The 24466-nt window shown below is 34.9% G+C and carries 26 protein-coding genes and 1 tRNA gene; 9 read left to right on the plus strand and 18 right to left on the minus strand.

The window, feature by feature from the left end:
* Positions 1-182 precede the first annotated feature (182 nt).
* Positions 183-1550 carry an aldehyde dehydrogenase gene (locus A6J74_RS10430; RefSeq protein WP_000028365.1) on the minus strand — a complete coding sequence of 456 codons (1368 nt, stop codon included), beginning with the start codon at positions 1548-1550 and terminating at the stop codon, positions 183-185.
* A 157-nt stretch (positions 1551-1707) separates the two neighbouring features.
* Positions 1708-4095, minus strand: coding sequence for a M6 family metalloprotease immune inhibitor InhA1 (inhA1, locus tag A6J74_RS10435; RefSeq protein WP_001035956.1), 2388 nt, complete (start codon positions 4093-4095; stop codon positions 1708-1710).
* Positions 4096-4440: 345 nt separating this feature from the next.
* Between inhA1 and A6J74_RS10440 the strand changes: the two genes are divergently transcribed.
* The gene (locus A6J74_RS10440) at positions 4441-4575 is read left to right on the plus strand and encodes an anti-repressor SinI family protein (RefSeq protein WP_000276222.1); all 135 of its coding nucleotides are present in this window, start codon (positions 4441-4443) and stop codon (positions 4573-4575) included.
* Between the two features lie 79 nt (positions 4576-4654).
* Positions 4655-4978: a helix-turn-helix domain-containing protein gene (locus A6J74_RS10445; protein ID WP_000578873.1), complete on the plus strand. Its 324-nt coding sequence runs from the start codon at positions 4655-4657 to the stop codon at positions 4976-4978.
* A gap of 74 nt (positions 4979-5052) precedes the next feature.
* Here A6J74_RS10445 and calY read toward each other — a convergent pair whose 3' ends face one another.
* The 6 genes from calY to A6J74_RS10475 form a co-directional block, all read right to left on the minus strand.
* Entirely contained in the window at positions 5053-5646 is a 594-nt protein-coding gene (gene calY, locus A6J74_RS10450) for a biofilm matrix protein CalY (RefSeq protein WP_000053720.1), read from the minus strand.
* A 427-nt stretch (positions 5647-6073) separates the two neighbouring features.
* Positions 6074-6871, minus strand: coding sequence for a DUF4047 domain-containing protein (locus tag A6J74_RS10455; RefSeq protein ID WP_080609482.1), 798 nt, complete (start codon positions 6869-6871; stop codon positions 6074-6076).
* A 120-nt stretch (positions 6872-6991) separates the two neighbouring features.
* Positions 6992-7579 carry a CalY family protein gene (locus A6J74_RS10460; protein ID WP_000172853.1) on the minus strand — a complete coding sequence of 196 codons (588 nt, stop codon included), beginning with the start codon at positions 7577-7579 and terminating at the stop codon, positions 6992-6994.
* A gap of 64 nt (positions 7580-7643) precedes the next feature.
* Positions 7644-8213 carry a signal peptidase I SipW gene (gene sipW / locus A6J74_RS10465; protein ID WP_000767788.1) on the minus strand — a complete coding sequence of 190 codons (570 nt, stop codon included), beginning with the start codon at positions 8211-8213 and terminating at the stop codon, positions 7644-7646.
* A gap of 194 nt (positions 8214-8407) precedes the next feature.
* Positions 8408-9694 carry a D-alanyl-D-alanine carboxypeptidase family protein gene (locus tag A6J74_RS10470; protein WP_000247036.1) on the minus strand — a complete coding sequence of 429 codons (1287 nt, stop codon included), beginning with the start codon at positions 9692-9694 and terminating at the stop codon, positions 8408-8410.
* A gap of 153 nt (positions 9695-9847) precedes the next feature.
* Complete coding sequence (locus tag A6J74_RS10475; protein ID WP_000251867.1) at positions 9848-10075, minus strand: hypothetical protein; 228 nt, start codon at positions 10073-10075, stop codon at positions 9848-9850.
* Between the two features lie 435 nt (positions 10076-10510).
* On the opposite strand from A6J74_RS10475, the gene A6J74_RS10480 reads away from it, so the two are divergent.
* The 5 genes from A6J74_RS10480 to A6J74_RS10505 all read left to right on the plus strand — a co-directional run bounded on the left by A6J74_RS10480 (position 10511) and on the right by A6J74_RS10505 (position 12814).
* Complete coding sequence (locus A6J74_RS10480) at positions 10511-10726, plus strand: hypothetical protein (RefSeq protein ID WP_000929646.1); 216 nt, start codon at positions 10511-10513, stop codon at positions 10724-10726.
* A 193-nt stretch (positions 10727-10919) separates the two neighbouring features.
* A tRNA-Val gene (locus A6J74_RS10485) sits at positions 10920-10992 on the plus strand.
* 462 nt (positions 10993-11454) lie between these two features.
* Positions 11455-11649: a hypothetical protein gene (locus A6J74_RS10495; protein WP_000443121.1), complete on the plus strand. Its 195-nt coding sequence runs from the start codon at positions 11455-11457 to the stop codon at positions 11647-11649.
* 32 nt (positions 11650-11681) lie between these two features.
* A complete protein-coding gene (locus A6J74_RS10500; protein WP_000568080.1) occupies positions 11682-11888 on the plus strand; it encodes a hypothetical protein in 207 nt (68 codons plus the stop codon).
* Positions 11889-12340: 452 nt separating this feature from the next.
* On the plus strand, positions 12341-12814 hold the full coding sequence (locus A6J74_RS10505) for a hypothetical protein (protein WP_000846643.1): 474 nt from the start codon (positions 12341-12343) through the stop codon (positions 12812-12814).
* Positions 12815-13141: 327 nt separating this feature from the next.
* Here A6J74_RS10505 and A6J74_RS10510 read toward each other — a convergent pair whose 3' ends face one another.
* From A6J74_RS10510 to A6J74_RS10555, 10 genes are all read right to left on the minus strand, one after another.
* Positions 13142-14383: an ABC transporter permease gene (locus A6J74_RS10510; RefSeq protein WP_001084157.1), complete on the minus strand. Its 1242-nt coding sequence runs from the start codon at positions 14381-14383 to the stop codon at positions 13142-13144.
* Positions 14376-15275 carry an ABC transporter ATP-binding protein gene (locus A6J74_RS10515; RefSeq protein ID WP_000054721.1) on the minus strand — a complete coding sequence of 300 codons (900 nt, stop codon included), beginning with the start codon at positions 15273-15275 and terminating at the stop codon, positions 14376-14378. Before A6J74_RS10515 ends, A6J74_RS10510 begins: the two co-directional genes overlap by 8 nt.
* A 32-nt stretch (positions 15276-15307) precedes the next feature.
* Positions 15308-15376, minus strand: a complete 69-nt coding sequence (locus tag A6J74_RS30675; RefSeq protein WP_131232464.1) for a hypothetical protein — start codon at positions 15374-15376, stop codon at positions 15308-15310.
* A 766-nt stretch (positions 15377-16142) separates the two neighbouring features.
* A complete protein-coding gene (locus A6J74_RS10525; protein WP_000756068.1) occupies positions 16143-16739 on the minus strand; it encodes a DUF4878 domain-containing protein in 597 nt (198 codons plus the stop codon).
* Positions 16740-16907: 168 nt separating this feature from the next.
* Positions 16908-17453: a hypothetical protein gene (locus A6J74_RS10530; protein WP_001267648.1), complete on the minus strand. Its 546-nt coding sequence runs from the start codon at positions 17451-17453 to the stop codon at positions 16908-16910.
* Positions 17454-17533: 80 nt separating this feature from the next.
* Positions 17534-17803, minus strand: a complete 270-nt coding sequence (locus A6J74_RS10535) for a hypothetical protein (protein WP_001193096.1) — start codon at positions 17801-17803, stop codon at positions 17534-17536.
* Between the two features lie 17 nt (positions 17804-17820).
* A complete protein-coding gene (locus A6J74_RS10540; protein ID WP_001071986.1) occupies positions 17821-18183 on the minus strand; it encodes a hypothetical protein in 363 nt (120 codons plus the stop codon).
* Between the two features lie 135 nt (positions 18184-18318).
* On the minus strand, positions 18319-18501 hold the full coding sequence (locus A6J74_RS10545; protein ID WP_001178305.1) for a DUF3976 domain-containing protein: 183 nt from the start codon (positions 18499-18501) through the stop codon (positions 18319-18321).
* 28 nt (positions 18502-18529) lie between these two features.
* Positions 18530-18907: a hypothetical protein gene (locus A6J74_RS10550; RefSeq protein WP_001000064.1), complete on the minus strand. Its 378-nt coding sequence runs from the start codon at positions 18905-18907 to the stop codon at positions 18530-18532.
* Positions 18904-19119 (minus strand): helix-turn-helix transcriptional regulator, encoded by a 216-nt coding sequence (locus tag A6J74_RS10555; protein WP_000428507.1) that lies wholly within the window; start codon positions 19117-19119, stop codon positions 18904-18906. The genes A6J74_RS10550 and A6J74_RS10555 overlap by 4 nt, the downstream gene beginning before the upstream one ends.
* 967 nt (positions 19120-20086) lie before the next feature.
* On the opposite strand from A6J74_RS10555, the gene odhA reads away from it, so the two are divergent.
* Positions 20087-22954 carry a 2-oxoglutarate dehydrogenase E1 component gene (odhA, locus tag A6J74_RS10560; protein ID WP_000197133.1) on the plus strand — a complete coding sequence of 956 codons (2868 nt, stop codon included), beginning with the start codon at positions 20087-20089 and terminating at the stop codon, positions 22952-22954.
* Positions 22955-23084: 130 nt separating this feature from the next.
* Positions 23085-24344 (plus strand): 2-oxoglutarate dehydrogenase complex dihydrolipoyllysine-residue succinyltransferase, encoded by a 1260-nt coding sequence (gene odhB, locus A6J74_RS10565; protein WP_000569924.1) that lies wholly within the window; start codon positions 23085-23087, stop codon positions 24342-24344.
* Positions 24345-24466 lie beyond the last annotated feature (122 nt).

Raw genomic sequence — 24466 nt, forward strand, 5'->3', positions numbered from 1 at the left:
TGTTTTATAGACTATTTTTTGTTTCGATCCAAACAAAATGGTTATTTAGCAAGCGTTCACTTCTATTCTTTATGTAGTATGTTTGATTCATTTTTTCATGATACATAATGTCGAACAGAAAAACCCCTTCCATTGCGAAGGGGTTATTATCATACGGCTACGCCTACTGATAAACACCATCATCATTTTAACAACTTTCGTATGAATTTTAAAGCACTTTTTGTAGAAGAGTAACGAATTTTCATATCGAATGCCGTAGATTGGGCTAAAATGCTTTTATAATGTGAAAAAGTCCGAAAACTTTCTTCCCCATGATAACTACCTAATCCACTACTTCCAACGCCCCCAAAAGGTAAATATGGCGTTGCAAGATGATAGACAACATCATTAATGCACCCTCCGCCATATGAAATATTACTCGTCACTTTCTTTTGCACTTCTTTATTTTCAGAAAATACATATAGCGCTAACGGCTTCGGATGTTGCTGAATTGTGCCAATAACATCTTCTATTTTGTCATACTCTATAATCGGTAAAATCGGACCAAAAATTTCATCTTCCATAACAGCATCTTGCCACGTGATATCTGTTACTATTGTCGGCTCAATATGTAATGTATCTTTTTTATAGTTCCCGCCAATTACGACTTGACCATCTTGTAAGAATCGACATAATCGTTCAAAATGACGCTCGCTCACAATTGTTACGTAATTGTCATTGTTCAGTGGCTCTTTTCCATACTGCTCCGTAATTTCATGTCTTAACGCCTCGATTAACTGTTCTTTCACGGAAGAATGAACGTACATATAATCCGGTGCTACACATGTCTGCCCTGCATTTAAAAACTTACCCCAAACAATCCGCCTTGCTGTTACATCTATTTTTGCATCTTTATGTACAATACATGGGCTTTTTCCGCCAAGTTCTAACGTAAGCGGCGTTAACTCTTTGGCTGCTGCTTCCATCACAACTTTTCCAACACCAACACTACCTGTAAAGAAAATATAATCAAACCTTTCCTTTAACAATGCCGTACTCTCTTCTATCCCGCCTTCTATTACCGCTACAAGCTCTTCTTGGAATAATTCCTCTAACATTCTCGTAAGCACTTTTGAAACGTTAGGCGTTAACTCTGACGGCTTTAAAACAACTGTATTCCCAGCTGCCAGCGCTCCTACTAGAGGTGCGATTGCTAACTGAAACGGATAGTTCCATGGCGCAATAATAAGCGTCACACCATACGGTTCTGGTACTACCTTCCCCTTCGATCCGAAATGAGTTAATGCTGTTCGAACTCGCTTCGGTTTACTCCACGATGACATATGTTTCAATTGAAAAGAAATTTCTTTTAATGCATATCCCACTTCCGTTGTAAACGCCTCATGAACTGACTTATTTAAATCTAATTTCAATGCTTGAAATATCTCTTCTTCAAAACGCTGAATTCCATCATAAAGCTTTTTTAAATTATTTTTTCTTGTTTCTATACTTCTCGTATATCCATTATAAAAATATTGCTTTTGTTTATTTACAATAGAAGAAATGCTCATCTATTCACCTTCTCCCACTATTTTTATCCAATTCTTTCATTATTTATATAGAACTTTTTTACTCGTAAAATTACATTATATATAATTTTTTCTTTTATATAAAATTCATTGCTCACAAAAAACTACCGAAAGAAAATCTCTCGGTAGTTTTACGGTATTAACGGTATAAACGAACAGCACCTGCAGAATTATCATCAGCTTGTCCTACTACTTCAAACTTAAGACCAAGCTTCGGTAAAATACGTCCTGCATCTGGAATCTGTTGATTAATATACGTTTTCGAATCATCAAACTTCGGTACACCAGCTAAGCCATTGTACGTATACGTTCCACGCGTTGGAGATACAACTTGCCAAGCTGGCGTTTTGTCGAATGAGAACGCCGCATCAGCGATTTGGAATCGTGTACTACTGTCAATTGTCGGCTTACCATTTAAAGTTCCTACAATTGCTTCTGGATGAGAATCAACTACACCAAGGAAACCGTGTCCTGGATGTAAACCAACCCAGTTATCTGAGTAAGCTGAGTCTGCATACCATACAACCATACCTGAGTTATATTCTGGACCGCGAGCAAATTTCAATGCGCTATCTGATCCAGTATGGTTTCTCCACTCTACATAGTAGTTATGTTTTTTCTTCTCTGTTCCGCTAGAAACAACGAAACCATCTAATTTAAATTGTGATGTACCTTCTGCATCATCTGAGAATGCAACTTTACCATCTACTGTTAATGATGCATTATCAAGTAGGAAACCATTTAATGCTAAACCACCATCTGTAATGTACTCAAATGTTAATTTTACTTTCTTACCTTTGAATTGACTTAAATCATATGATTTATCAATCCATTTTCCATTTGTCGAATCTGCATTTCCGCTATTTGCTTTCTCGCCAAGTCTTTCAAGTAACGTTTGTTGTCCATCTTCTGTTACAGCGTGTACTTCAAGGAAATCATACTCAGCTTCAATCTCATATAATGATTTGAAATCGAATTTCGCATTCGTTGCATTTGTTAAATCAAACAGTGGTGTTTCCATTTTCGTGTGAAGATTGTCACCTTTTGTGCTGTAGTAATACTGTTTACCAAATGCTGGCTCAATTGTTTTTACATCTTTATCTGGTAAGTTAACACGAATCATACCTGGTCGGTTAGATTTCGTAACACTTTGGTCTAAATATGTTGCTAGACCAATACCTTTATTTAATTTCTCGTAATCTACTTCTACGATATTTGCCCAGTTACCACCGATTGTTTTTTGGAAAAACTCTTTATTTTGTGGTGAGAAACTTGTTGGCGTTGTTCCAGCGATTTTACCAGCCCAGCTACCGCCACTCATAACAGACCAAGCTTGAATTGGCTCACCATGACCCGTATAGTCTGTATCATACTCATCTGGAAGACCTAAATCATGACCATATTCATGCGCGAATACACCAACCGCACCATCTTCTGGTTCAATTGTGTAGTCGAATGCTGCCATCTTTCCGCCCCAATATGGAACTTTCGCTTGCGTACCTTCAATTGCGAACGGCTTTGGTCCAACTGTCCAGCGATGTGACCAAATTGCATCATCACCTAATTTACCACCGCCAGCTTCTTGTCCAACACCCGCATGAATAATCATTAAGTGATCGATTAAACCATCCGGTTGATTTTGATTTCCATCACCATTTACATCGTATTGATCGAACTGATCAAACTGTGATAAATCAAGACCGCTATCTACAGCTGCTTTTAATGCATCTTTTACTAGATCACGTGGTCCTTTTGGTCCTTTATTATCATGGCCTGTAGCAGCATCTGCACCGTAATCAGCAGCTTTACCAGGAACTGTTAACCATTTTGTAACTGTTCCGTCCACTGTGTAACTACCACCGGATTGCTCTTCGTAATATTGTTTAAACGTTTCGATTTTGCTTCCATCCTCTAATGCGAATGGCTCATCACCGAATAACATTTTTTCATAGTGTTCTTTGTTAAAGTCTTCCGAATACATATAACCAGGTTCTTTATCAATGTTGTTATGTTTAAAGTCAGCGTACTCTACAAGTAAAACAAGTACCTTATCTTTACGAACATCGCCGTTATATGCTTTTTGTTTTGCTGGAGAAGTTGGTACTTTACCATTTAATCCGCCTTTAACTGGGCCTGTCGCTGCAGGTGTCCCTGTTGCTGGCTGATTTAGTTTTTCTTTCGTGTCTGCTTTCGCATCTTTCACTTTCTTTAAAAAGTCTGATGCTTCTTTCGTAAGTTGATCCCCATTCGTTGCTTCTTTCCCAGGATTTTCACCCTTTTTGTTCTCTACATACTTTTCGACAGCTTTCTTTGTTTCTTTCTCTGAAGCTGACGAATCAATTACCCCACGCTTTTTCAGTGCATCTGCTAAACGCTCTTCTGGAATTAAATGGTCATCAACTGGGCTTGTAGCTGCTTTATTCCCAGGCGTTTCAGCGTACACAGACTGAGTGCCCGTGCTAAATGAAAGACCTAATACAGCTGTCAAAGCAATTGATGATAATACTTTGAATGGTTTCTTGTTCATCCCTTATTTCCTCCCCTAATAAATAATATGTATTACAATTTGAATTTTATTAAAAATTCAATATTTTTTCAATATTTAGTTATATTATGTAATTTTTTTAATATATTTGTAAAAATTTCATAGTTAGTATACGGATATATCACAATTCAACAATGTTTTCTGAAAATATTGAAAGTTTTTATCGAACAATTTATAATTATTTCCATCGAGGGAGTTTAATGGGGATTTTATCTTTGTTTTACCTACACAATATTTGATAATTCGATACATAAAATAAAAAATTCGGTTTTATTATCATTTATTCTGTAGCAGCAGTTATGACCGATAATTAGGGAGGAATTACAATTGTACAAAGATAAGACGGACACACTGGATCAAGAATGGATTGATTTAATACTTGAAGCTCTAGATGCTGGTATCGCCCTACAAGATATCGAACACTTTTTCCAACGTATGAAGCCATCAAGTCAAGCTCAATAGCCTTGTTCTTTTTAACGAAGTTTATGTTATAATAATGACATCATAAGACGACGACATATTGATAGAAAGGTGCGCAAACATGATTGGAGAACGTATAAAACGCCTTCGTTTACAAAAAGGTATTTCATTAACTGAACTTGCCGAAAAAGCTGGTGTTGCTAAATCTTACATTAGTTCTATAGAACGAAATTTACAAAAAAACCCTTCCATTCAGTTTCTTGAAAAAATCGCAGCAGTTCTACAAATTCCAGTTGATACTTTACTTCATGACGAAACAGAAAAGGAAGCTCGCCTAGACTCCGAATGGACACAGCTCGTTAAAGACGCAATGAACTCTGGTGTCTCTAAAGAACAGTTTCGTGAATTTCTTGAATTTACACAGTGGAAGAAAAATCAAAAATAATATATAAAAAGGAGTGCTTACAAACTGGCACTTCTTTTTCTTTATAAAAAAAAGCGGGGGATACCCGCTTTTTTTTATTTTTCTTCCCCAGCTTCTTGGTTAGCATTGAATGTCCACTCTAAATTCAATGTATCACCTTGGAATTTATTTTGGTCTTGACCATTATCTTCGAATACAAATTGTACCCATAGATAATCCTCTGTACCAGCTTCTAATCCACCTTTTTCTCCCCACTCAGGAGCAAAGATGTCTTTAGCTAAAAGATCTGGATCCGCATTTTGTAAGTCTGCTAAAGTTGTTTCATATACAGGCTCACTTTGTTTATCCCAGTTCCAAATAAATTTTACTTTAATGTGCTTGCCAAAGTCTTCCCCAGCATTATCATTTTTTGCATCTTTCACAGTATACTTTGTTGCTAATTTAACGTCTTTAATTGTTAACGAACCATCGTTCTTTAGTAAGAACTCTTTCTTAACAGAATCCCCTGGTTTTAAATCTTTAATATCCACAAGCGTTTTAGGGTTTAATGTAAGATCTAACGTCCCAGCTGCAAATGTATTATTTGATACTTCTTTATCGCTAAAGAATGCAAACGTTCCTCCACCAATTAAAGATAACCCCAATGCTGCTGATGCAACTCCCATACCTAATTTCTTTTTCAGACTCACAATCAATTCCCCCTAGCTGTTTTTTGTATTTTTACATTGCTATCTCTCATATAAATTAAGAGATGTAAATAAAACTATATTAGCGATGCTAATATTTGTTCTTTTTCAAAAACCTTAAGTTCATTATAACGAACAAGCTTATGTAAATACAACAACATTTTTTAGTATTTTCAATTATTTTTATTTCTCAATATTATTTCGATTTTTCAGAAAATAATATATACTACTTTATACTAATTTATAACTTTTTTCACACGCAAATACATTTCATATTATAAGAAAAAAGAAAGACAAAGAGGTGAGGGCTAACGTTCCCTCACACTCCTATAAAACATTAATCGTTTTGCTTATTCGCTCGTTATCTCTTGCACCACATTCTTGTTTTCCAGCTGTTTCACTAAAGCAGTTACCCCGCTTTTATCTGTTTCTATTTTTTCTGTTCCTCTGCTTTCTTCTGCTCTTCTAGCTTTTTCTGTTCTTCTACTTTCTTTTGTTCTTCTACCTTCTTTTGTTCTTCTGCCTTCTTTTGTTCTTCTGCTTTCTTCTGTTCTTCTGCTTTCTTCTGTTCTTCTGCTTTCTTCTGTTCTTCTACTTTCTTCTGTTCTTCTACTTTCTTTTGTTCTTCTGCTTTCTTCTGTTCTTCTACTTTCTTTTGTCCTTCCGCTTCAAGTGCAACGTTTAATTGTTGCTGTAGAGCCTGAATTTGCTCATCAATAGCTTTCAAACTAACTTCTTTCTCAATATAATCTCGCTTCTCTTTTATAATCTGAAAGCCTTCATTCACATATAAGGCTACTTTTTGAATCGACTCATCTTTAGTTACTTTTAATTCTTCCTGTATTTGGTTGTAAGGAGCTTCTATTTCAGTATATACATTTTGCAAGGCTTCCTTCTCAGAAACAATTTTCTCACGACCTTGTTGCCATACAGAAATTGCCTGTTTTATTTCTTCAATAGAAGTTACTTTCAGTTTCCCCTTCATTGTTCCATACTCATGCTCAATAAACTTTTTATGTTGCTCAGCCTGTTCTTTTAATGTAGTAACTGTTTTCGGAAATATAATTGCTGTAGAAATACTCGCTTCTACTTTCGTTTCATGAATGAATGCCGCTTCTGTATGCGTCATAACTTGAGATCCTAAATAAAACGTAATAGAGCACATACACGGCAATATAAGCATCTTTTTTAAATTACGTGGTCTTTTCAGCATCTTAATCTCTCCCATCGAACATTCCGTTCTTTATACAGAACATTATCTTTATTATAATAAAGAACTATATAAAATGATAGCTATATACTAGAAAAATAGAAAAAGGGCTATCCATATGATAGCCCTTTTTTATTATTATCTTTCTTCACCTGCTGTTTGTTGTGCATCAAACGTCCAATTTAATTGTAACTTATCGCCTTGGAATTGATTTTGATCTTTCCCATTATCAACGAACTCAAATTTCACTTTGAATTTATCAGATTTACCTGCAGAAATACCTTTTTCATCCCAGAACCAAGCAGCTAAATCATTATCTACGGCTGTAAGTGTGTCACCCTTCAATTTATCTAATGTAGTTTGTTTCACAATTGTCTCATGCTTATCTACATTTTTTAAGAATGTTACTTTAATATGTTTACCAAAATCATCTTTATTATCTTTCTTTACATCTTCTACATTATAATCTGTTTTCAGTAGAACCTTTTTAATATTTAAGGAGCCTTTATTTTCTAGTTTAAATTCTTTTTCAATTGTATCACCAGGTTTTAAATTCGATACATTAACAACTGTTGATGGATTTAATGCTAAATCAAGTGTACCAGCCGCAAATGTATTGTTTGACACTTCTTTATCACTGAAAAACGCAAATGTTCCTCCACCAACTAATGCTGCTCCTAGTACTGCTGATGTGATACCCATTCCTAACTTTTTCTTTAAAGTCATGTCCATATCCCCTTAATATATATATATTTGTTAACTTCCTAAACGGAAAGTATAACCAAACGATCTAGACGGATTGTTCTACTTTTTTATCTTTCTTTTCTCCGTCAATGCTACGAATAGCGCCAAAAATAGAAATCGCGGAATAACCAAGTAAAAAGACGCCTGGAATAATAAGAAGTAATGCTGCTCCCGCTTTTGAATTCGCATAATTCAGTAAATAACCAACGTACGGAACTGTAATATCTGCATATTTCCCAACTACATTTTCTGCAAGTACTGGTTCTAAATCTGGTCCGTTGTTGTTATCCCCTTTTGTTTCATACATTACTTTTCCATTTGTATCTTTCACACCGATAATACGGTGAGTGATAATTTTTTGATCTTTCTCTTTAAAGGTAATAACATCACCTTTTTCATATTTAGAACCATCTTTCTTTGGCTCTATTGCAATGATTGATCCTGTTAAAAACGTCGGTTCCATCGATCCTGAAAGAACGCTCTTAAACTGATATCCCATCACTGTCGGATCCCCACCGCTCGCTTTTGAAGAAATGACTACAAAAGCTAAGAAAACCATCAATGCAAATAAAACAAATGAGATCGCGTTGCTAATTATCTTCCAAATTAATTTCATCGTCTCTCTCCCTCTCCGTTGTTTTATATTATTTGAAGTATGCAATGCTTCTTGTGTTCTTTAACAAGAACACAAGTAAATGATATAACGAACTTCGAGTTATTGCAATAAGAAAATTTACAATTATTAGTTAAACTTCTTTTCCGTATATAAAAAAGACTGTGACAAAATCTCTTCACAGTCCTCATGCTTTTTTACTTTTCTTCTGATTTTATTCCTTGTCTATTATGGCGCACCACAGCATATAAAATGACTCCAACTAATACAATCGCACCTATCCCAATACTTATCACTTTCACATTTGACTCTGTTATTTCAGGCTCAATTGTATCCTTTTTAGGCATCGCAAAAGTAACATCTTCTTTTGAAAGAACATTTATCGTCGCAATTGTTTGATTATTTTTCGTAATATCGACTGCACCAACTACCTCACCACGATGGATTCCCTTATGATACAAAGAGTCTTTATCTAATGAAGCGGCCCGAAAAATAGTTTTCACATTTTTCCCTTCATCTTTCTTAAGCACAAGCTCTGCACTTTTTTCAAGTTCGCTATCAATATCTTTATTTAAATACGTTGTCTTTTGATGCCAACTATGTTTATCTAGCACCGTTTGTTTCGTAAATTGCCCAAAAGAATATTCCGCCATCTGCTTTAAATCCTCATAGATTTCAGGTCTTTGAGAAGCCATTACTACATTTATAATACGATTTCCATCTTTCTCATTTAATAAAACGAGCGTATTACGTGCCTCATTCGTAAACCCCGTCTTACCGCCGATACTATATGGGTTCTCAAAATAAATAGATTTATTAAAAATAGACACCGTCTGCCTAGATGTAGTAACTGTCGTTCTTTTCGTATTCATCGCTTGCAAAATTTCAGGATACTTTTGCACACCTCTCGTAATCATAGCGATATCATACGGCGTCGTATAATGGTTCGGATCATGCAGTCCATTTGGTGTTACAAAGTGACTATCTGTAGCACCTAACTGTTTTGCCTTTTCATTCATCATATTAGCAAAATTCTCAACACTTCCACCAATATGCTCTGCAATCGCATACGACACATCATTCGCACTTAACACCATTAAAATCATAAGCGCGGTATTTCTATTCACCGTCTCACCGGGTTGAAACTCAATTTGATAATTGCTCTTCTCTTGATCTAATGCTAATTGCGAAAATGTAAACTGATCCTCTGGCTTCGTATGCTCCATTAACAAAATCGCTGTTAACACTTTCGTCACACTAGCTGGATACGCACGATGATGTGCATTTTTGTCATACAACAAATCACCTGTTTTCGCATCAATCGTAGCTGCAAACTGACTAAAAACATTTGGCCCTTCCTTAGGTGGTGGTGCCACTTGCTCCGGATTCACTCCAATATTCGTCTCAGCACGCAACGTCATAGGTGTCAATAAAAACAAACTAATAACTGTAATAAAAACCAAAATTTTCTTGAAATTTACCATATGACTCTCCCTTTTCACTTTACTCCTACAAATAAAAAATGAATCTACCAATCTATATGTAATTTGTATTAAATTGGAAGAAAAATCACTATTTTTTACTATATCATATTTTTACGATAAAGGACATAATTATACAATAAAAATAAGAAGGAATTACTCTTTCTTATCCTTCTCATCAATTAACGAATCTATTAACTTCTGACTTGCTTCCTCAGGCGTAATCTCATCCGTCATCCCCATAAATGACCAACCTTTAGAATCGACCCACTCAACAAGCTCTTGCAAAAACTCATCATGCGTAACATCTACATCAAGAATCGAGCCATTAATCGAAATCGTTCTATTTCTAGAAACGCGCATCTTGAACGTTTTTCTTACCATTACAATAATTCTCCCTCTACTCTTGAATATTTATAAAGTTAAACTTTAATCCGTGGGGATTTTCTTCATCCCCCACGGATTATTAGCCTTCACCAATCGGGCTTTTACGGGCAGTTGATCTCCCACCTAACTTCTTTGCTTTCGCTGAATTTTGAGCGGGGATCTTACTGCCCGTTAATGCGGGGTAAAAAAATCTTGTATCTCTGTTATACATGATTTTAAGTAAATTGTAAAAAGGATATATTGGCCAATTTGAATATCGAAAGTGAAAATCCCTTATTCTACATAGCCATCACACGTTATACAATTTGTCATACATTACTAAATACATCCGTATAAAAACAACACAACTTTCATTTTATCACATCAAATACACTTTGCTTTCGTACAATCAAATGGAATATATTAAAAAAACTAAAAATGAGGAGGAATTCTATGGCACATTGTACATATTGTAAGACGAAGTGGAAAATAAAAGATGTATGGTCGATACTTGTGACATTTGAAAAAGATTGTCCGTATTGTTTTGGAAGGCAATACCTTTCTAACGATACCTTTCATCATGCTAATGCTGCTTTACCTTTGCTATTCTTATGTCCTTTACTTGTTGATTTAAGCGATGAAAACCCTTTGGATAAATATCGTAAATAATATAACCTCTACATTTAAAACCTACTTTCTATTCAGTTTCCTTCTTATTAATTATTCCTTTATTCACTTCTAGCATGATTGTACAAGATCCATCTTTAAAAACTTCCTGTATAAATATTGTAAAATTTCAGTTAATTATATATAATTGCTTTATCATTATTATTAAAGATGCTATTACATAAGTATTTTTGAAGATCCCGTAGCTCAGCAGGGAGAGCGCCACCTTGACAGGGTGGAGGTCGTGAGTTCGAACCTCTCCGGGATCATATCCTTTTGTATCAACTGTTGATAATTTCATATTTTGAGCAAAACTAACGGTGAGTACCGCTCAAGTTTTGATCGAGACTCCTCCTTTAACTCTAAATGAGAATGAAGGAGTTTTTTTATGTCTTTAACATACTTCACAGAAAAAGAAATCGTAAAAAAACGACAACCCCACAAACGGAAAACTAGCAAAATTTCAAAAGAATATTCTGTTGAACGCGTATTCGAAAGATTTATTGATAGTAAAGTAAAACAGAATTCACGCCCCAACATCATTGAATCAATTCCTTCTTATGTTTAATAGTATAAAAGCATTTCATGGAACACAAAATGCTCAAATATTCTATATGACCGATATTACAACAAATTTTATTTATGACTGGGTTTATTGATTAAAAAATGAATGTGTATGCTTTGATGGCCATATTTACGTGCATCAAGATACAGAAATAGGAATCAGAACAATGGAGCGCTATGTAGAAATGGGGCCGTTAGAAGATGCAAGTTTGGTAGCGGAAATTCTCAAGGAAACGAGATGCTGTGATTTACTGCATGTAATAAAATTGTTTGATTTTCAATCCGCTGAGCAAATTGAACATATCTCACGAGGTAACCCAAGCACCTACTCAGCACAATGGTATACAACGGTCTATGTTTGACATAGGCCCATTTTTTATAAGGAGTAATTGCTATGATCGACGTATATATAATGCAACCATTCGATAAAAGGGAATTTGCCAAAACAGAAATTTTATTGACTTCGGAAGTGACTGAAATATTGAGGATTTCAATGGCTCGTATGAATGCGCTATTGAAAAAGGGACAAATCAAACCCATCAGACGGACGAAAGGCACGAGTATATTTCTACGTGAAGAATGGTTAAAGGATATGGAATGAGGGTACAAATCTATAATTGAAGATGTTAAAAAATCGAATCATCAAAAAATTAAAGAAAATGTTAATGAGACTTTATCAGACTTAGCATGATGAAAAACGAACTATAGTATTGGTTCGTTTTTTATTATGCACTTTTGCATACAGGATTATTTTCTCTTGTAAATAGGTAATAGTAGTATATAATAAAAAAAATATTTTACCAATAAAAGGTAACGAGGAAGGTGGGATAAGTAAATACCCAAAACGTATTAACAGATTTATTCTATGTAAATCATGATACATATATGGAATCAAAACTATGGAATTTTATGTAGAGATTAGATTACTACACGACACAAGATTACTAGCGAATACATTCGAGGAAAAACAGCGTTCGATTAGATTCATGTTATAAAACTACTTAATGTGATATCTATTGAACGAATTGAGAATATACTTAGGAGGAATTTCAAGTGAAAACATTTGGTAAAGTATTATTAACAGGAGCTTTAGCTTTGGGCGGTTTCACGGTTATGAACATTGATACAACTAAAGCACATGCCGACGGAGCAAGCGAGTTCTGTCGTTATATCTGTGGACCTAGCGAAACGGTGAATGGTGTTACAGTTCAAGTACACGCTACGGAATACCGATTTGGGCAAAACGTAATTGCAAGAATTACAAATGACCGAACTGAGGATATTCATTACAATGTCAGCATCGAAAAGAAATATGGAGATAGCTGGGGAGAATATGATACTTTCTTCAATTGGAAAAATCAATGGGTTCCAGCTGGAAGTAATGATGAAATTTCTACTTTCACAGGATATGGCGAAGATATTGGAGATAATGGAACATACCGTTACAAAGTTGAAATTGTAAGCGCTGATGGTTCTGTAGATACAATTTACACAGCAGGAATGACAGTTATAGGAAGAGGAGAATAATCATGAAAAAATAAGCTTTTCGGAGCTTATTTTTTTATATACAAAATTGAATATTAATATTCAGAAATGGATAGGTAGGGAACGAAACAGTCCTTACCTATTTTATAAATTCCACGTATTTACCTAATGGTGCATATGTGTTTATGATCCTACTTCTTCTTTTTCTATCGTTTACAACATAAGGTTTTTTAAATTATCAACGCTTTCTAAATTGACAACACATTCTTTTATATTTATTTATATACATTTTACAAAAAAACAAAGAACTACATAGATTAACCATGTAGTTCTTTGTAAATATAAGTCTCAAAAATGAATGAGCTAATCTTATTTCTTCCCTAACTTGATTGCCTTCTTTATATTACTAAATGCACCTTTACCATATAATAATACGCCGCCGCGGTAAACACGGCTCGTTAAACCAATCATCATACATATTGTTGCTAATAGAATTGCTAATGTAAGCGCAATCTCCCATACTGGAATATTGAGGAATCCAATTCGTACGAGCATAACAATAGGAGTAAAGAAAGGTATATAACTAGTAACGGTAACAACCGTGCTGCTTGGATTTGACATTCCATAAAGTGCGATATACAAAGCAGCAATTAACATAAACATCAGTGGCATAACAGCTTGAGAAGACTCCTCTATACGACTAATAATAGAGCCGAGTAGACAAGATAATGAGCCATATAATAAGAATCCTAATGTGAAGAATAAAATCCCATACGCCACTAGAGTAGGAGCAACAGAGTTTAAATCAATACTATTTAAAATATCATTTTTCGATTCATTAATTGCTATTTTATACCCAACAGTTGCGACCAAGCCCCAAATTATCATTTGTGTAATACCTGCCAATAATGTTGAGAATAGCTTTGCATATAAATGTTTTGTAGGCGAAATACTTGAAACAACTAACTCCATTACACGAGAAGATTTTTCTGTTGCAACATCTGTAGCTAATTGCGCAGCATACAATAATATCATAAAATAATTTAGCATGATAAAGGTATTAATTAAAATTCCTACACCCTCTGTATGTTCTCCATCTTTAACCTTATCTGAAACAGTTTTGGTATGAATTTCTACTGGCGTCGTTAACACCTTTAATTCATCTTGCGATAGATTCAATTGCTGAGCGAAATTAGAAGATTGTATTTGAGATAAAATCGTTTGAACCTTGCTAACATCTTGCTGATTTACATCTGTCTCAGTTATATACGTAGCCTTTAGTTGTTTATTTTCCAATTCCTCTACAACGATAGCATATGAATAATCACCATTTTTAACGCCCGATTCTGCTTTTTGTTTATCCGTACTATGTTTAACATGCATCTTACTATCGACATTTTTAAACACTTGATGAATAGTTGTATATAATTCTTCTTTTTCTGTAACAATGACAACTTGCTCTTCCTCGTTACCTACAAAATAGTTATAAATTTTGTCAAAGTTCATCAGTCCTATAATTAACATAGAAATTATGATTGTAATAGCAATATATGATTTAGCTTTTACCTTAGATTTATAGTTTTGTAAAAAAATCGTCCAGAAACTATTCATGCTGTGCACCTACTTTCTCAATAAAGATGTCATTTAGTGTAGGCTCTTCCACTGCGAACTTTTTAACATACCCTAATTTCGTTATCTCTTTAAATAAAACATGCGAAACTTCTTCATATGAAATTTTAAGAGTAACTGCATTCTTACGTTTCTTCATACTTTCCACACCTTTTATTTCTTTTAAATAATCAAAGTCATGATCGCCAACGATTACAACATTCTTTTTACCAAAGTCACTTTTAATTTTGGCAATGTCTCCCTGAACAACAGATACTCCTTTGTGCATGATACAAATGTGTTGGCATAATTCTTCCACATGTTCCATACGATGTGAACTAAAAAGAATCGACGACCCTTGTTTTTGCATATCAAGAACAGCTTCTTTTAACATTTCAACATTTACTGGATCTAAACCACTAAATGGTTCATCTAAAATTAAGAGTTCAGGCTTATGTATAATCGCTGTTATCAGCTGAATTTTTTGCTGATTCCCTTTTGAAAGTTCTCCTACCTTTTTGTTCAGATACTCAGTTATATTAAAACGCTCCAGCCAATAGTGCAGTTCTTTTTCTGCATCTTTACTTTTCATATTCTTTAATTTTGCAAAAAAGTTAACTTGTTCTTTGACAGTCATTTTCGCATAAAGACCACGTTCTTCTGGTAAATACCCAATCTTATCTGTAACATCATAATTTATAGGTTTACCATTCCATGAAATGGTTCCGCTTGATTTCGATAAAAGTCCAAGTATCATTCGAAATGTAGTCGTTTTACCTGCTCCATTCCCGCCCAAGAACCCAAATATTTCACCTTTCGGTATCTCGATATTCAAATTATTCACTGCAACATGCTCGTCAAATTTCTTTGTTAAATCTTTAATTAGTAAACTCATTATCCACAACCTTAATTCCCAAGATGATTTATTTATACAATTGTATATCCATAGTCAACCACAATATTTTGCCCTCTAATGGCATCACTTTTATCAGACATTAAAAATAAGATGACATTTGTAACATCTTAAATTCCGAAAAATCTTCTATATGGTATCTTCTTTAATAACTTATTTCCCTCAAAGGACTTCAAATAGCTTTCGTTATTATCGTTTATAATATAGGACGATGGCACACAATTCACTGTAATATCTCATTTTTTATCCTTCAAAAATGAATCATTACCAACAAATGTTATATTTCGCATTATAAGGTTAGCATAAGATTTAAAATAATTAATATGCAATTTTGCATATTTTAGCACTCCTAATTATTTACATAGTGTTGACCACCTTTATTTAAAGAAGCCCCCACATTCACTTAAAACACGAATTTGTTAATCAATACTTTTTCTTTAATTTTTCATGGGAGAACTGAAATTAATTAGTAACCCTGTTAAACACCTAAATCTTATAATTAAACTAACTAATCTTCCTCTAATAAATTGTTGTCTTATTTAACTTCACAATTAATAGTATTCAGCAGGCATAGTCACAACATCTTCGTACATCTCCTCATTAAAACTGAAAGAAAACTAATTAAAATCTGGTCTAGAAATTTCACTTTTCTACGTTACAGGATCTGCCTAAGAAAACATCGAATACAGTATCTTCCCTGTTACAACTAGCTTTATGTTATATATTTATAAAAACATGATATAAAATTTTTAGAATGGATATCGTGAGTTCAAACCTCTCCATGGTCATAAAAAAAGACACCATATCACCCTACTACGTGATATGATGTCTCTTTTTTATGTAAGTCAATCACTTCCCACCAAACATCTTCTCCAAAGCTTTAGCATTCGCAAACAATACTTCTTTCAAGTTATCATCAGCAACGATTTTATAGTCACCATCTTTGTTTTTCTTTAAGTTCAATGTAACTTCGCGTGTTGCCATTATTGCATCTTTATCTGATAAATGTTTAATGATAGCTGATGTCATTGTTTTTTCGATTGCTTTTTCAGATTGCTCTTTATCTTCGCTAAAGGCACTAGCGAAGGCCATTGGCATAACTTCTCCCATTGCTTTCGTTACGGCAACAGATAGATCAGCAGATGTAATTTTCACTTTCACTTCTGCTTTATCATCTGTTTTTGATACTTCTTCTAGTTTTTCAAATTTAAAGTTTTTCGTAATTGCGCTTAGCATTTCTTTTGCTTCAGCATCATCTGTTTTTTCATTTAGTTTATTAAATTCCTTGTCACTTTCAACGAATGTACGAGCCTTCTCTACATCCCCTTTTTGTATTGCTGTTAAAAATTCTTCAGCAGTATCTTTCGGGTTTGCACATCCTGCTAGAACACCAACTGTTAACCCTATTACCATCATTAGTAGCAATAATTTCTTTACCTTTTTCACGTTCATTCTCCTCTTACCTTACCTTTTCTTTTCTAGTAAGCCATCACTATACAACAGTATAAAACTTACATTACAAACATTTTTTAGTATAACATTTATACGATTTATTTTCTATTCTTTCCCAAAAGATAAAGAGCCTTGTAGCATTTCTACAAGACTCTTTATCTTTTAATCCGTATCCGTAGCACAAATTAACCACATTTTATGCTCCTTACTATCTAATACCATCCAAGTAGCATCCCATACAACATCGTAAAACCAATCTGTCCAAGGGTGGTCACTTTCAAACACTTTAATATCTTCGTATCGATCTTGGAACATATATTGGCATACATTAATCGCTAATTGCTTCGCAGCAACCGGCCGTTCTTGAAATGCTTCATACGCTCCGCCCCACAAAATTTGAGCGGCAATGCTACCATCAAGCATGACTGCCTGATGCTCTTTAAAACGAAACTTATATTTATCTGATGTATGTATTTTTAATTCTTCTAAGTTATTGATTATATCTAAAGAGTTGCAGATTCTTCTGAAAAAGTGCTCGTGTCCATCTTCTCCATGTGGTATTTCTTTGAAAAAGTTTTCGTTATGTACTTTAAAACAGCTTATAACCGCTCCACCATTTAAGTTTTGTTTCTTATATGTATTTATAATTTGTTCAATAGATGCATGGTTTGTTTCTATTTTTTCAAACGTTCCTGCTCTCCATCTCATAATGCCACTACTCTCTATTAAAGATTTGTTATTTCATTATAAATATCAAAATAAAACCCAGCAACTTTAAAATTGCTGGGTTATCCCTTATTCATATTCGAAACAATAATAACAATTACGCTAAGCACATCATGCCCCGCTACCATCCACATACTCCTATCAAAAATCATCAATGATAACCAAAGCGATATATTAATAGCAGCAAATAATACATATAAAATGAAATCTCTCTTTTGTAGTGCTTCTCTATTCATCAAAATATAAATGAAACCGATAGGAGGCAGAATAAAGCAAAGGAAAAAGACAAATATTTTTCTTAACGACCACGGATATGAAGCTATTGTCTGCATATGAGTCTCCTTTTCTATTATAGTACTTGCTTTAACATCGGCCTTACTATTCTATATTCATCACCATAAGGTTCCTTTATGATTAAAGGCGATTGATCATCTTTTTTTTCTTCAATCATTGTGAATACTTCTGTTTTTTCTTGTAATGTATTAGATTCACTATTTTTAGTAGGTGCTTTACTTGCTTCAATTTTCTTTGTCACTTCTCCGAGCCTTTGCCCGACTTCTTCTGCTTGAGCAGGTTCATCCGTAACGTAGTATTCTTGGTCCTCCCATACTAATATAGGTGGTACTTGTTCTCGTGTGTTACATATTATATAAGTAATACTAGCTACAAGTAGTAGACTTGTTAATAAAAAGAAGATAGCTTTTTGATTCATATACTATTCTCCTTTTCTATTATTTTATTGGATTATACAATATAGCGTCCATGTAGTAAATGGTTTTTGTGGTAATTTTTAGGTTTTTATACAAAAAGAAAAACCTTGCAAAAAGTAAGGTTTCATTTTTAAAATTTATAATGATTGAGTAATTAATACAATCATTACGATGATCGCTATAAACATAACAACTAAACAGCCAATCATTTTATAAAATCCTCGTTTCGTTAACGTCCCGCCTTGAACGTCTTTACGAATGAATAGGAACACCGCTAAAAATAAAACGATCCCCATACCAAAAGCATACATCATTTGCATATGTTAATCTTCCTTTCTCTCTTCCATCTTAATATCTTTTTGCCAAAACAACAAATGAGATAAAGACGGTACTCATTGTAAGTGCCATAAGTATATGTAATAGTTCAACCGCAGATAGTGTCATTACTTTTAAATTTAAGCCGATAGAGAAAAGGAGATAATACGCTGTTAATGCAAAAAAACTGAAGAACATCCCTTTATAACGAATGAGTTTCATTCGCTCATCTTTTTCTTTAAATTGCGGGTGTAAGTAACTTAAGCAGAAACACATAATCATCATTGCTAGTAACGTATAAGTAGGACTTGGTGGTGCTGAATGTGTCATTATACCTGCTAGTATCATAAATCCACTCATAATTAAAAAGATAATTCCCATAATAACAAAATACTTTTGTGAATCATTCATCCTTTCTCCCCCTCTTCTTTTCCTTCATAAATAAATACATGTTCTATCGTTGTTTGAAATGTTTTCGCTATTTCAAATGCTAATGGAAGTGATGGATCATATTTCCCTTTTTCAATTGAAATGATGGTTTGTCTGGAAACTCCAAGTTTCTCAGCCAATTTTTCTTGAGATAGTCCAAATTTTTTTCGATATTCGACCATTTTATTTTCCAAGGAAATTTCTCCCTCCTCCCTTATATCGAGTATATATGTAAAGTAAACTTTACGTCAAGTTTCCTTTACATATATTTCAGTTTGTTTCACGCTATTTATCCCGCATTAACAGGCAGTAAGACTCACACCTCAAAATTCAGTGAATACGAGGAATTTAGGTGGGAAATAACTGCCCGATTGGTGAAGGCTAATAATCAGTGGTGGATGGACAAACCCCACACTGATTAAAGTTTCACTTTATTATAGAAGAAACTTTTTCAATTTCAGCACGTCTATTTTGTAATGCAACATGGAACAATGTATATATCCGTTACTATATCCCTTCTCCATTTTTATAAAAATTTAATATCTCCATATTTGTTTTATCCTTTTAAAATATTTTATTTGCCGCTTTATTAGATGAAATGCGTTATTTGTTTTACGGTATTTTTCGGCATATTAATAGAAACTAACGGTTTATGAAGCATTTTTTATGTTTAGCCACTTTTTTTGTAGAAATCCTTCGTTTTCCTTTCAATATTTAACACTACCGAAATAAAGTTTACTCTAAATTCATAATTTTTTATTTTTTATACTATATTCCGTTATATTGTTGTATAATATCAATGAAAGCGCTTATTATTTCAATATACATAATTCGAACTTTATTTTATCGAAACATTCTAACTATTATACCTATATGTAAATGCAACAATTATAGTTGTTAGTGTAGGTATACCAAATATATCCACTCCATTTTTCTGTAAAATTACTTTATAACATGAAAGATTAACTTGGGTGATAAGTTATTGTGAATGTTTTTTTACAAAACAGATAAGTAATAGTGTTTGGTATTATGTAAATTATTGTAATAACATAAGAGTAAAGACAACATTTACATTAATTATTAGTTCATCAATTATTGAAAAAGAGCAAAATGCACCTTTTGTATAGGAAAAGGATTATATGCATTGGGAGGTTTAAACAAATGACGAGGAAGAATACAACGACAAACCCTTGGGCCAAGTTCCATGGTCCGAACCTTGGTTATGTTATTGAACAGTATGATCTTTACGTAACTGGAGCAGGTTCTGTTGATCCGGAATTACAAGAGCTTTTTGAAATTTTTGGAGCTCCTTCGTTTCAAGATGATGTCGTAACAGGGGACAACACAGCAACACATTTTTCTCCTCAAAACACAGGTAACATTGAAAAAATTCTTAAAGTCGTTCAACTTGTTGAACAGATTCGTTCTTTCGGGCATACGTTGGCTCACATCAACCCGATGGAAGATGCTGCAAACGGACAATCTCTTCTTGAGAAAGCAATGAACGAATTGAGCGATGCTGACTTGAAAGCGATTCCAGCTAAAACAGTATGGCAAGATGCACCAGAGGGTATTCACACTGCACTTGATGTAATTCATAGATTAAAAGACGTTTATACAAAATCTTTAGCTTATGAATTCTCACATATACAAGATAGTGAAGAACGCGCGTGGTTGCATCAAATGGTGGAATCAAATTCATTGCGTCAACCATTATCAAATAAAAAACGTACTGCTCTTTTAAAACGTTTAACAGCTGTTGAAGGTTTCGAGCAATTCTTGCATAAAACATTCGTTGGGCAAAAGCGTTTCTCTATCGAGGGCGTTGATATGCTTGTACCTGTTCTAGATGAAATTGTCCTTGAAGGTGCTAAAGGCGGCGTTGAAGATGTCATGATTGGTATGGCTCACCGCGGGCGTCTAAGCGTACTTGCTCACGTATTAGAAAAACCATATACTCACATGTTTGCTGAATTCAAACATGCAAAAATAGAAGGCGCAGTGGCAAATGCTGGATGGACTGGCGACGTGAAATACCATTTAGGTAGAGAACAAGTCGTTGGGAATGAAGAAGTTAGCACTCGCGTTACATTAGCGAATAACCCGAGTCACCTTGAGTTCGTTAACCCTGTTGTGGAAGGTTTCGCACGTGCAGCTCAAGAGAATCGTAAAAAGTCTGGTCTTCCAGAACAAGATACTTCTAAATCATTCGTAGTTTTAGTTCATGGTGACGCTGCATTCCCTGGTCAAGGTATTGTATCTGAGACACTAAACTTAAGCAGATTGAACGCGTATCAAACGGGCGGAACAATTCATGTTATCGCAAACAATGCAGTTGGTTTTACGACTGATAGCTATGATTCTCGTTCTACGAAATATTCAAGCGACCTTGCAAAAGGTTTTGATATTCCGATTGTTCACGTGAACGCTGATGATCCAGAAGCTTGTCTTGCTGCTGCTAACCTGGCTATTCAATATCGTACGTTGTTCAAAAAAGACTTCTTAATCGATTTAATTGGTTACCGTCGCTACGGTCATAACGAAATGGATGACCCAGCAGTTACGCAACCACAAGTGTACAAAAAAATTAAAAATCACCCAACTGTAAGAGCAATTTATGCAGATCAATTACAAGCTGCTGGTGTTCTAAATGCAGATGAGGTTGAAACAATTACTCAATTTATACAAGAACAATTAAAATCTGATTATGCACAAGTACCACCAGCTGATACGAGCGATGCAACAATTCACGTTAAAGTACCAGATGTTGTTGCAAAAGGCATTCAGCCAATTGATACTGGTGTTGAACTTGACTCACTTCGTGCAATGAATGAAGGTCTATTATCTTGGCCAGAAGGCTTTAACGTATATCCGAAGGTGAAGAAAATTCTTGAACGCCGTAAAGATGCTCTTGAAGAGAACGGTAAAATTGAATGGGCACTTGCTGAGTCATTAGCATTCGCTTCTATTTTACAAGAAGGTACACCAATTCGTTTAACTGGTCAAGACTCACAGCGTGGTACATTCGCGCATCGTCACATCGTATTACACGATACTGATACAAATGAAACATATTCACCATTACATCGCTTACCAAACATTAACGCTTCATTCTCTGTTCATAACAGTCCGTTATCAGAAGCTGCTGTTGTTGGTTACGAGTATGGTTATAACGTATTTGCTCCAGAAACTCTTGTTATGTGGGAAGCGCAATATGGTGACTTCTCAAATACTGCGCAAGCATTATTTGATCAATACGTTTCAGCTGGAAGAGCAAAATGGGGTCAAAAATCTGGTTTAGTTCTTCTATTACCACACGGTTATGAAGGTCAAGGACCAGAGCATTCTAGTGCACGTCCAGAGCGTTTCTTACAGTTAGCTGCTGAAAACAACTGGACAGTTGCAAACTTAACGAGCGCAGCACAGTACTTCCATATCTTGCGTCGTCAAGCATCTATTTTAGGAACAGAAGCTGTTCGACCTTTAGTACTTATGACGCCGAAGAGTTTATTACGTCACCCACTTACGCTTTCAACTGCTAGTCAGTTAAGCGAAGGACGTTTCCAACCTGCTTTAGAACAAGAAAACCTTGGCATGAAACCAAATAAAGTTAAACGTCTTGTTTTAAGTACAGGTAAAATGGCGATTGACTTAGCAGCGGAAATCGAGTCTGGTAAACATGAATACAACTTAGATGAAGTTCATGTCGTTCGCATTGAACAGTTGTATCCATTCCCTGCTGAAAAAGTTCAATCTATTATGAAACGCTTTAAAAACTTAGAAGAAATTATTTGGGTTCAAGAAGAACCTCGTAATATGGGTGCATGGCATTACATGGCTCCAATTCTGTTCGAACTAGCTGGAGATACAGTGAAAACAGGTTACATTGGACGCCCAGATCGTTCTAGCCCATCTGGTGGCGATCCGTTCGCTCACAAAGCTGAGCAAGAACTAATTGTGGCGCACGCTTTAGATGTGAAGTATAACTTCCGTCAAGATAAACAAGAAATTGAAGTTTATAGCAACTAAAAGTAACAATGAATTTTTCCCGGCTCGACTTGGGCAGATATTCTGCCCAAGTCGAGCTAACAAATGGAGATTACCGAAGATTAAAGAAGACAAAACACACCGTTAGGCAAATAAGGGGAGGACATTTAAAATGATCGAAATTAAAGTACCTGAGCTTGCAGAATCTATTACAGAAGGAACTATTTCACAATGGCTTATCAACGTAGGTGACAAAGTTGAGAAAGGTGGCAGCGTTGTTGAGCTTGAAACTGATAAAGTCAATGTAGAAATCATTGCAGAAGATTCAGGTATTGTATCAAAGTTACTAGGCGAGCCTGGGGATACAGTTGAAGTTGGCGCAACTATCGCAATTTTAGATGCAAATGGCGCACCAGTGGCAGTAAGTACACCTGCACCAGTGGCTGAGCAACCAAAACAAGAAACAGCTGAAGCACCGAAAGCTGCTGCTCCAACTGCTGAACAAGCTACGGCTCTACAAGGTTTACCAAATACGAACCGTCCTATCGCATCACCAGCTGCTAGAAAAATGGCTCGTGAATTAGGAATCGACTTAAACGACGTACGTAGCACAGATCCACTTGGACGTGTGAGACCACATGATGTACAAGCTCATGCTGCAGCACCAAAAGAAGCACCAGCTGCTCCAAAAAGTCCAGCTCCTGCTCCAGTTGCAAAAACGGAATTTGAAAAACCAGTTGAGCGCGTAAAAATGTCCCGCCGCCGTCAAACAATTGCAAAACGTCTTGTAGAAGTACAACAAACATCTGCAATGTTAACAACATTTAACGAAGTTGATATGAGTGCAATCATGGAATTACGTAAAGAGCGTAAAGATGCTTTCGAGAAAAAACATGATGTACGTCTTGGCTTTATGTCATTCTTCACAAAAGCAGTTGTTGCAGCATTAAAACAATTCCCATTATTAAATGCTGAAATTCAAGGCGACGAGCTTATCATTAAAAAATTCTATGATATCGGTATTGCAGTAGCAGCTCCAGATGGATTAGTTGTTCCAGTTGTACGCGATGCTAACCAATTAAACTTCGCTGAAATCGAAAGCGAAATTCGTAATTTAGGTATGAAAGCACGTGATAATAAACTTTCATTAAAAGAGCTACAAGGTGGTACATTTACAATTACAAACGGTGGTGTATTCGGTTCTCTAATGTCAACACCAATCCTAAACAGCCCACAAGTAGGTATTTTAGGAATGCACAAAATCCAAGTAAGACCCGTTGCAATTGATGCAGAACGTATGGAAAATCGTCCGATGATGTACCTTGCACTATCTTACGATCACCGTATTGTTGATGGTAAAGAAGCAGTTAGCTTCCTTGTTGCTGTTAAAGATATGCTTGAAGATCCAAAATCATTATTATTAGAAGGTTGATAGACTAATAGTCTATTAGAGGCTGTAGAATAAATCATTCTACAGCCTTTTTTTATTGCGTTCATACGGGACAAATTTCATGACATAAGCTAATAATGTATGCTTAAAACGTAAGGAGGATT

Source organism: Bacillus sp. FDAARGOS_235 (assembly GCF_002073415.2).
GTDB classification, from domain to species: domain Bacteria; phylum Bacillota; class Bacilli; order Bacillales; family Bacillaceae_G; genus Bacillus_A; species Bacillus_A toyonensis.

What these genes read in the sequence shown, in the direction of transcription:
- A6J74_RS10515 (WP_000054721.1), bottom strand. Translation starts at nt 15,275, where the DNA reads ATGAGTTTACTAATTAAAGATTTAACAAAGAAATTTGACGAGCATGTT.
- A6J74_RS10535 (WP_001193096.1), bottom strand. Translation starts at nt 17,803, where the DNA reads ATGCAGACAATAGCTTCATATCCGTGGTCGTTAAGAAAAATATTTGTC.
- A6J74_RS10480 (WP_000929646.1), top strand. Translation starts at nt 10,511, where the DNA reads ATGGCACATTGTACATATTGTAAGACGAAGTGGAAAATAAAAGATGTA.
- A6J74_RS10455 (WP_080609482.1), bottom strand. Translation starts at nt 6,871, where the DNA reads ATGGGAGAGATTAAGATGCTGAAAAGACCACGTAATTTAAAAAAGATG.
- A6J74_RS10430 (WP_000028365.1), bottom strand. Translation starts at nt 1,550, where the DNA reads ATGAGCATTTCTTCTATTGTAAATAAACAAAAGCAATATTTTTATAAT.
- A6J74_RS10510 (WP_001084157.1), bottom strand. Translation starts at nt 14,383, where the DNA reads ATGAATAGTTTCTGGACGATTTTTTTACAAAACTATAAATCTAAGGTA.
- A6J74_RS10445 (WP_000578873.1), top strand. Translation starts at nt 4,655, where the DNA reads ATGATTGGAGAACGTATAAAACGCCTTCGTTTACAAAAAGGTATTTCA.
- A6J74_RS10475 (WP_000251867.1), bottom strand. Translation starts at nt 10,075, where the DNA reads ATGGTAAGAAAAACGTTCAAGATGCGCGTTTCTAGAAATAGAACGATT.
- A6J74_RS10530 (WP_001267648.1), bottom strand. Translation starts at nt 17,453, where the DNA reads ATGAGATGGAGAGCAGGAACGTTTGAAAAAATAGAAACAAACCATGCA.
- A6J74_RS10495 (WP_000443121.1), top strand. Translation starts at nt 11,455, where the DNA reads ATGGAGCGCTATGTAGAAATGGGGCCGTTAGAAGATGCAAGTTTGGTA.
- odhA (WP_000197133.1), top strand. Translation starts at nt 20,087, where the DNA reads ATGACGAGGAAGAATACAACGACAAACCCTTGGGCCAAGTTCCATGGT.
- A6J74_RS10470 (WP_000247036.1), bottom strand. Translation starts at nt 9,694, where the DNA reads ATGGTAAATTTCAAGAAAATTTTGGTTTTTATTACAGTTATTAGTTTG.
- odhB (WP_000569924.1), top strand. Translation starts at nt 23,085, where the DNA reads ATGATCGAAATTAAAGTACCTGAGCTTGCAGAATCTATTACAGAAGGA.
- A6J74_RS10460 (WP_000172853.1), bottom strand. Translation starts at nt 7,579, where the DNA reads ATGACTTTAAAGAAAAAGTTAGGAATGGGTATCACATCAGCAGTACTA.
- A6J74_RS10540 (WP_001071986.1), bottom strand. Translation starts at nt 18,183, where the DNA reads ATGAATCAAAAAGCTATCTTCTTTTTATTAACAAGTCTACTACTTGTA.
- A6J74_RS10550 (WP_001000064.1), bottom strand. Translation starts at nt 18,907, where the DNA reads ATGAATGATTCACAAAAGTATTTTGTTATTATGGGAATTATCTTTTTA.
- A6J74_RS10545 (WP_001178305.1), bottom strand. Translation starts at nt 18,501, where the DNA reads ATGCAAATGATGTATGCTTTTGGTATGGGGATCGTTTTATTTTTAGCG.
- inhA1 (WP_001035956.1), bottom strand. Translation starts at nt 4,095, where the DNA reads ATGAACAAGAAACCATTCAAAGTATTATCATCAATTGCTTTGACAGCT.
- A6J74_RS10500 (WP_000568080.1), top strand. Translation starts at nt 11,682, where the DNA reads ATGATCGACGTATATATAATGCAACCATTCGATAAAAGGGAATTTGCC.
- sipW (WP_000767788.1), bottom strand. Translation starts at nt 8,213, where the DNA reads ATGAAATTAATTTGGAAGATAATTAGCAACGCGATCTCATTTGTTTTA.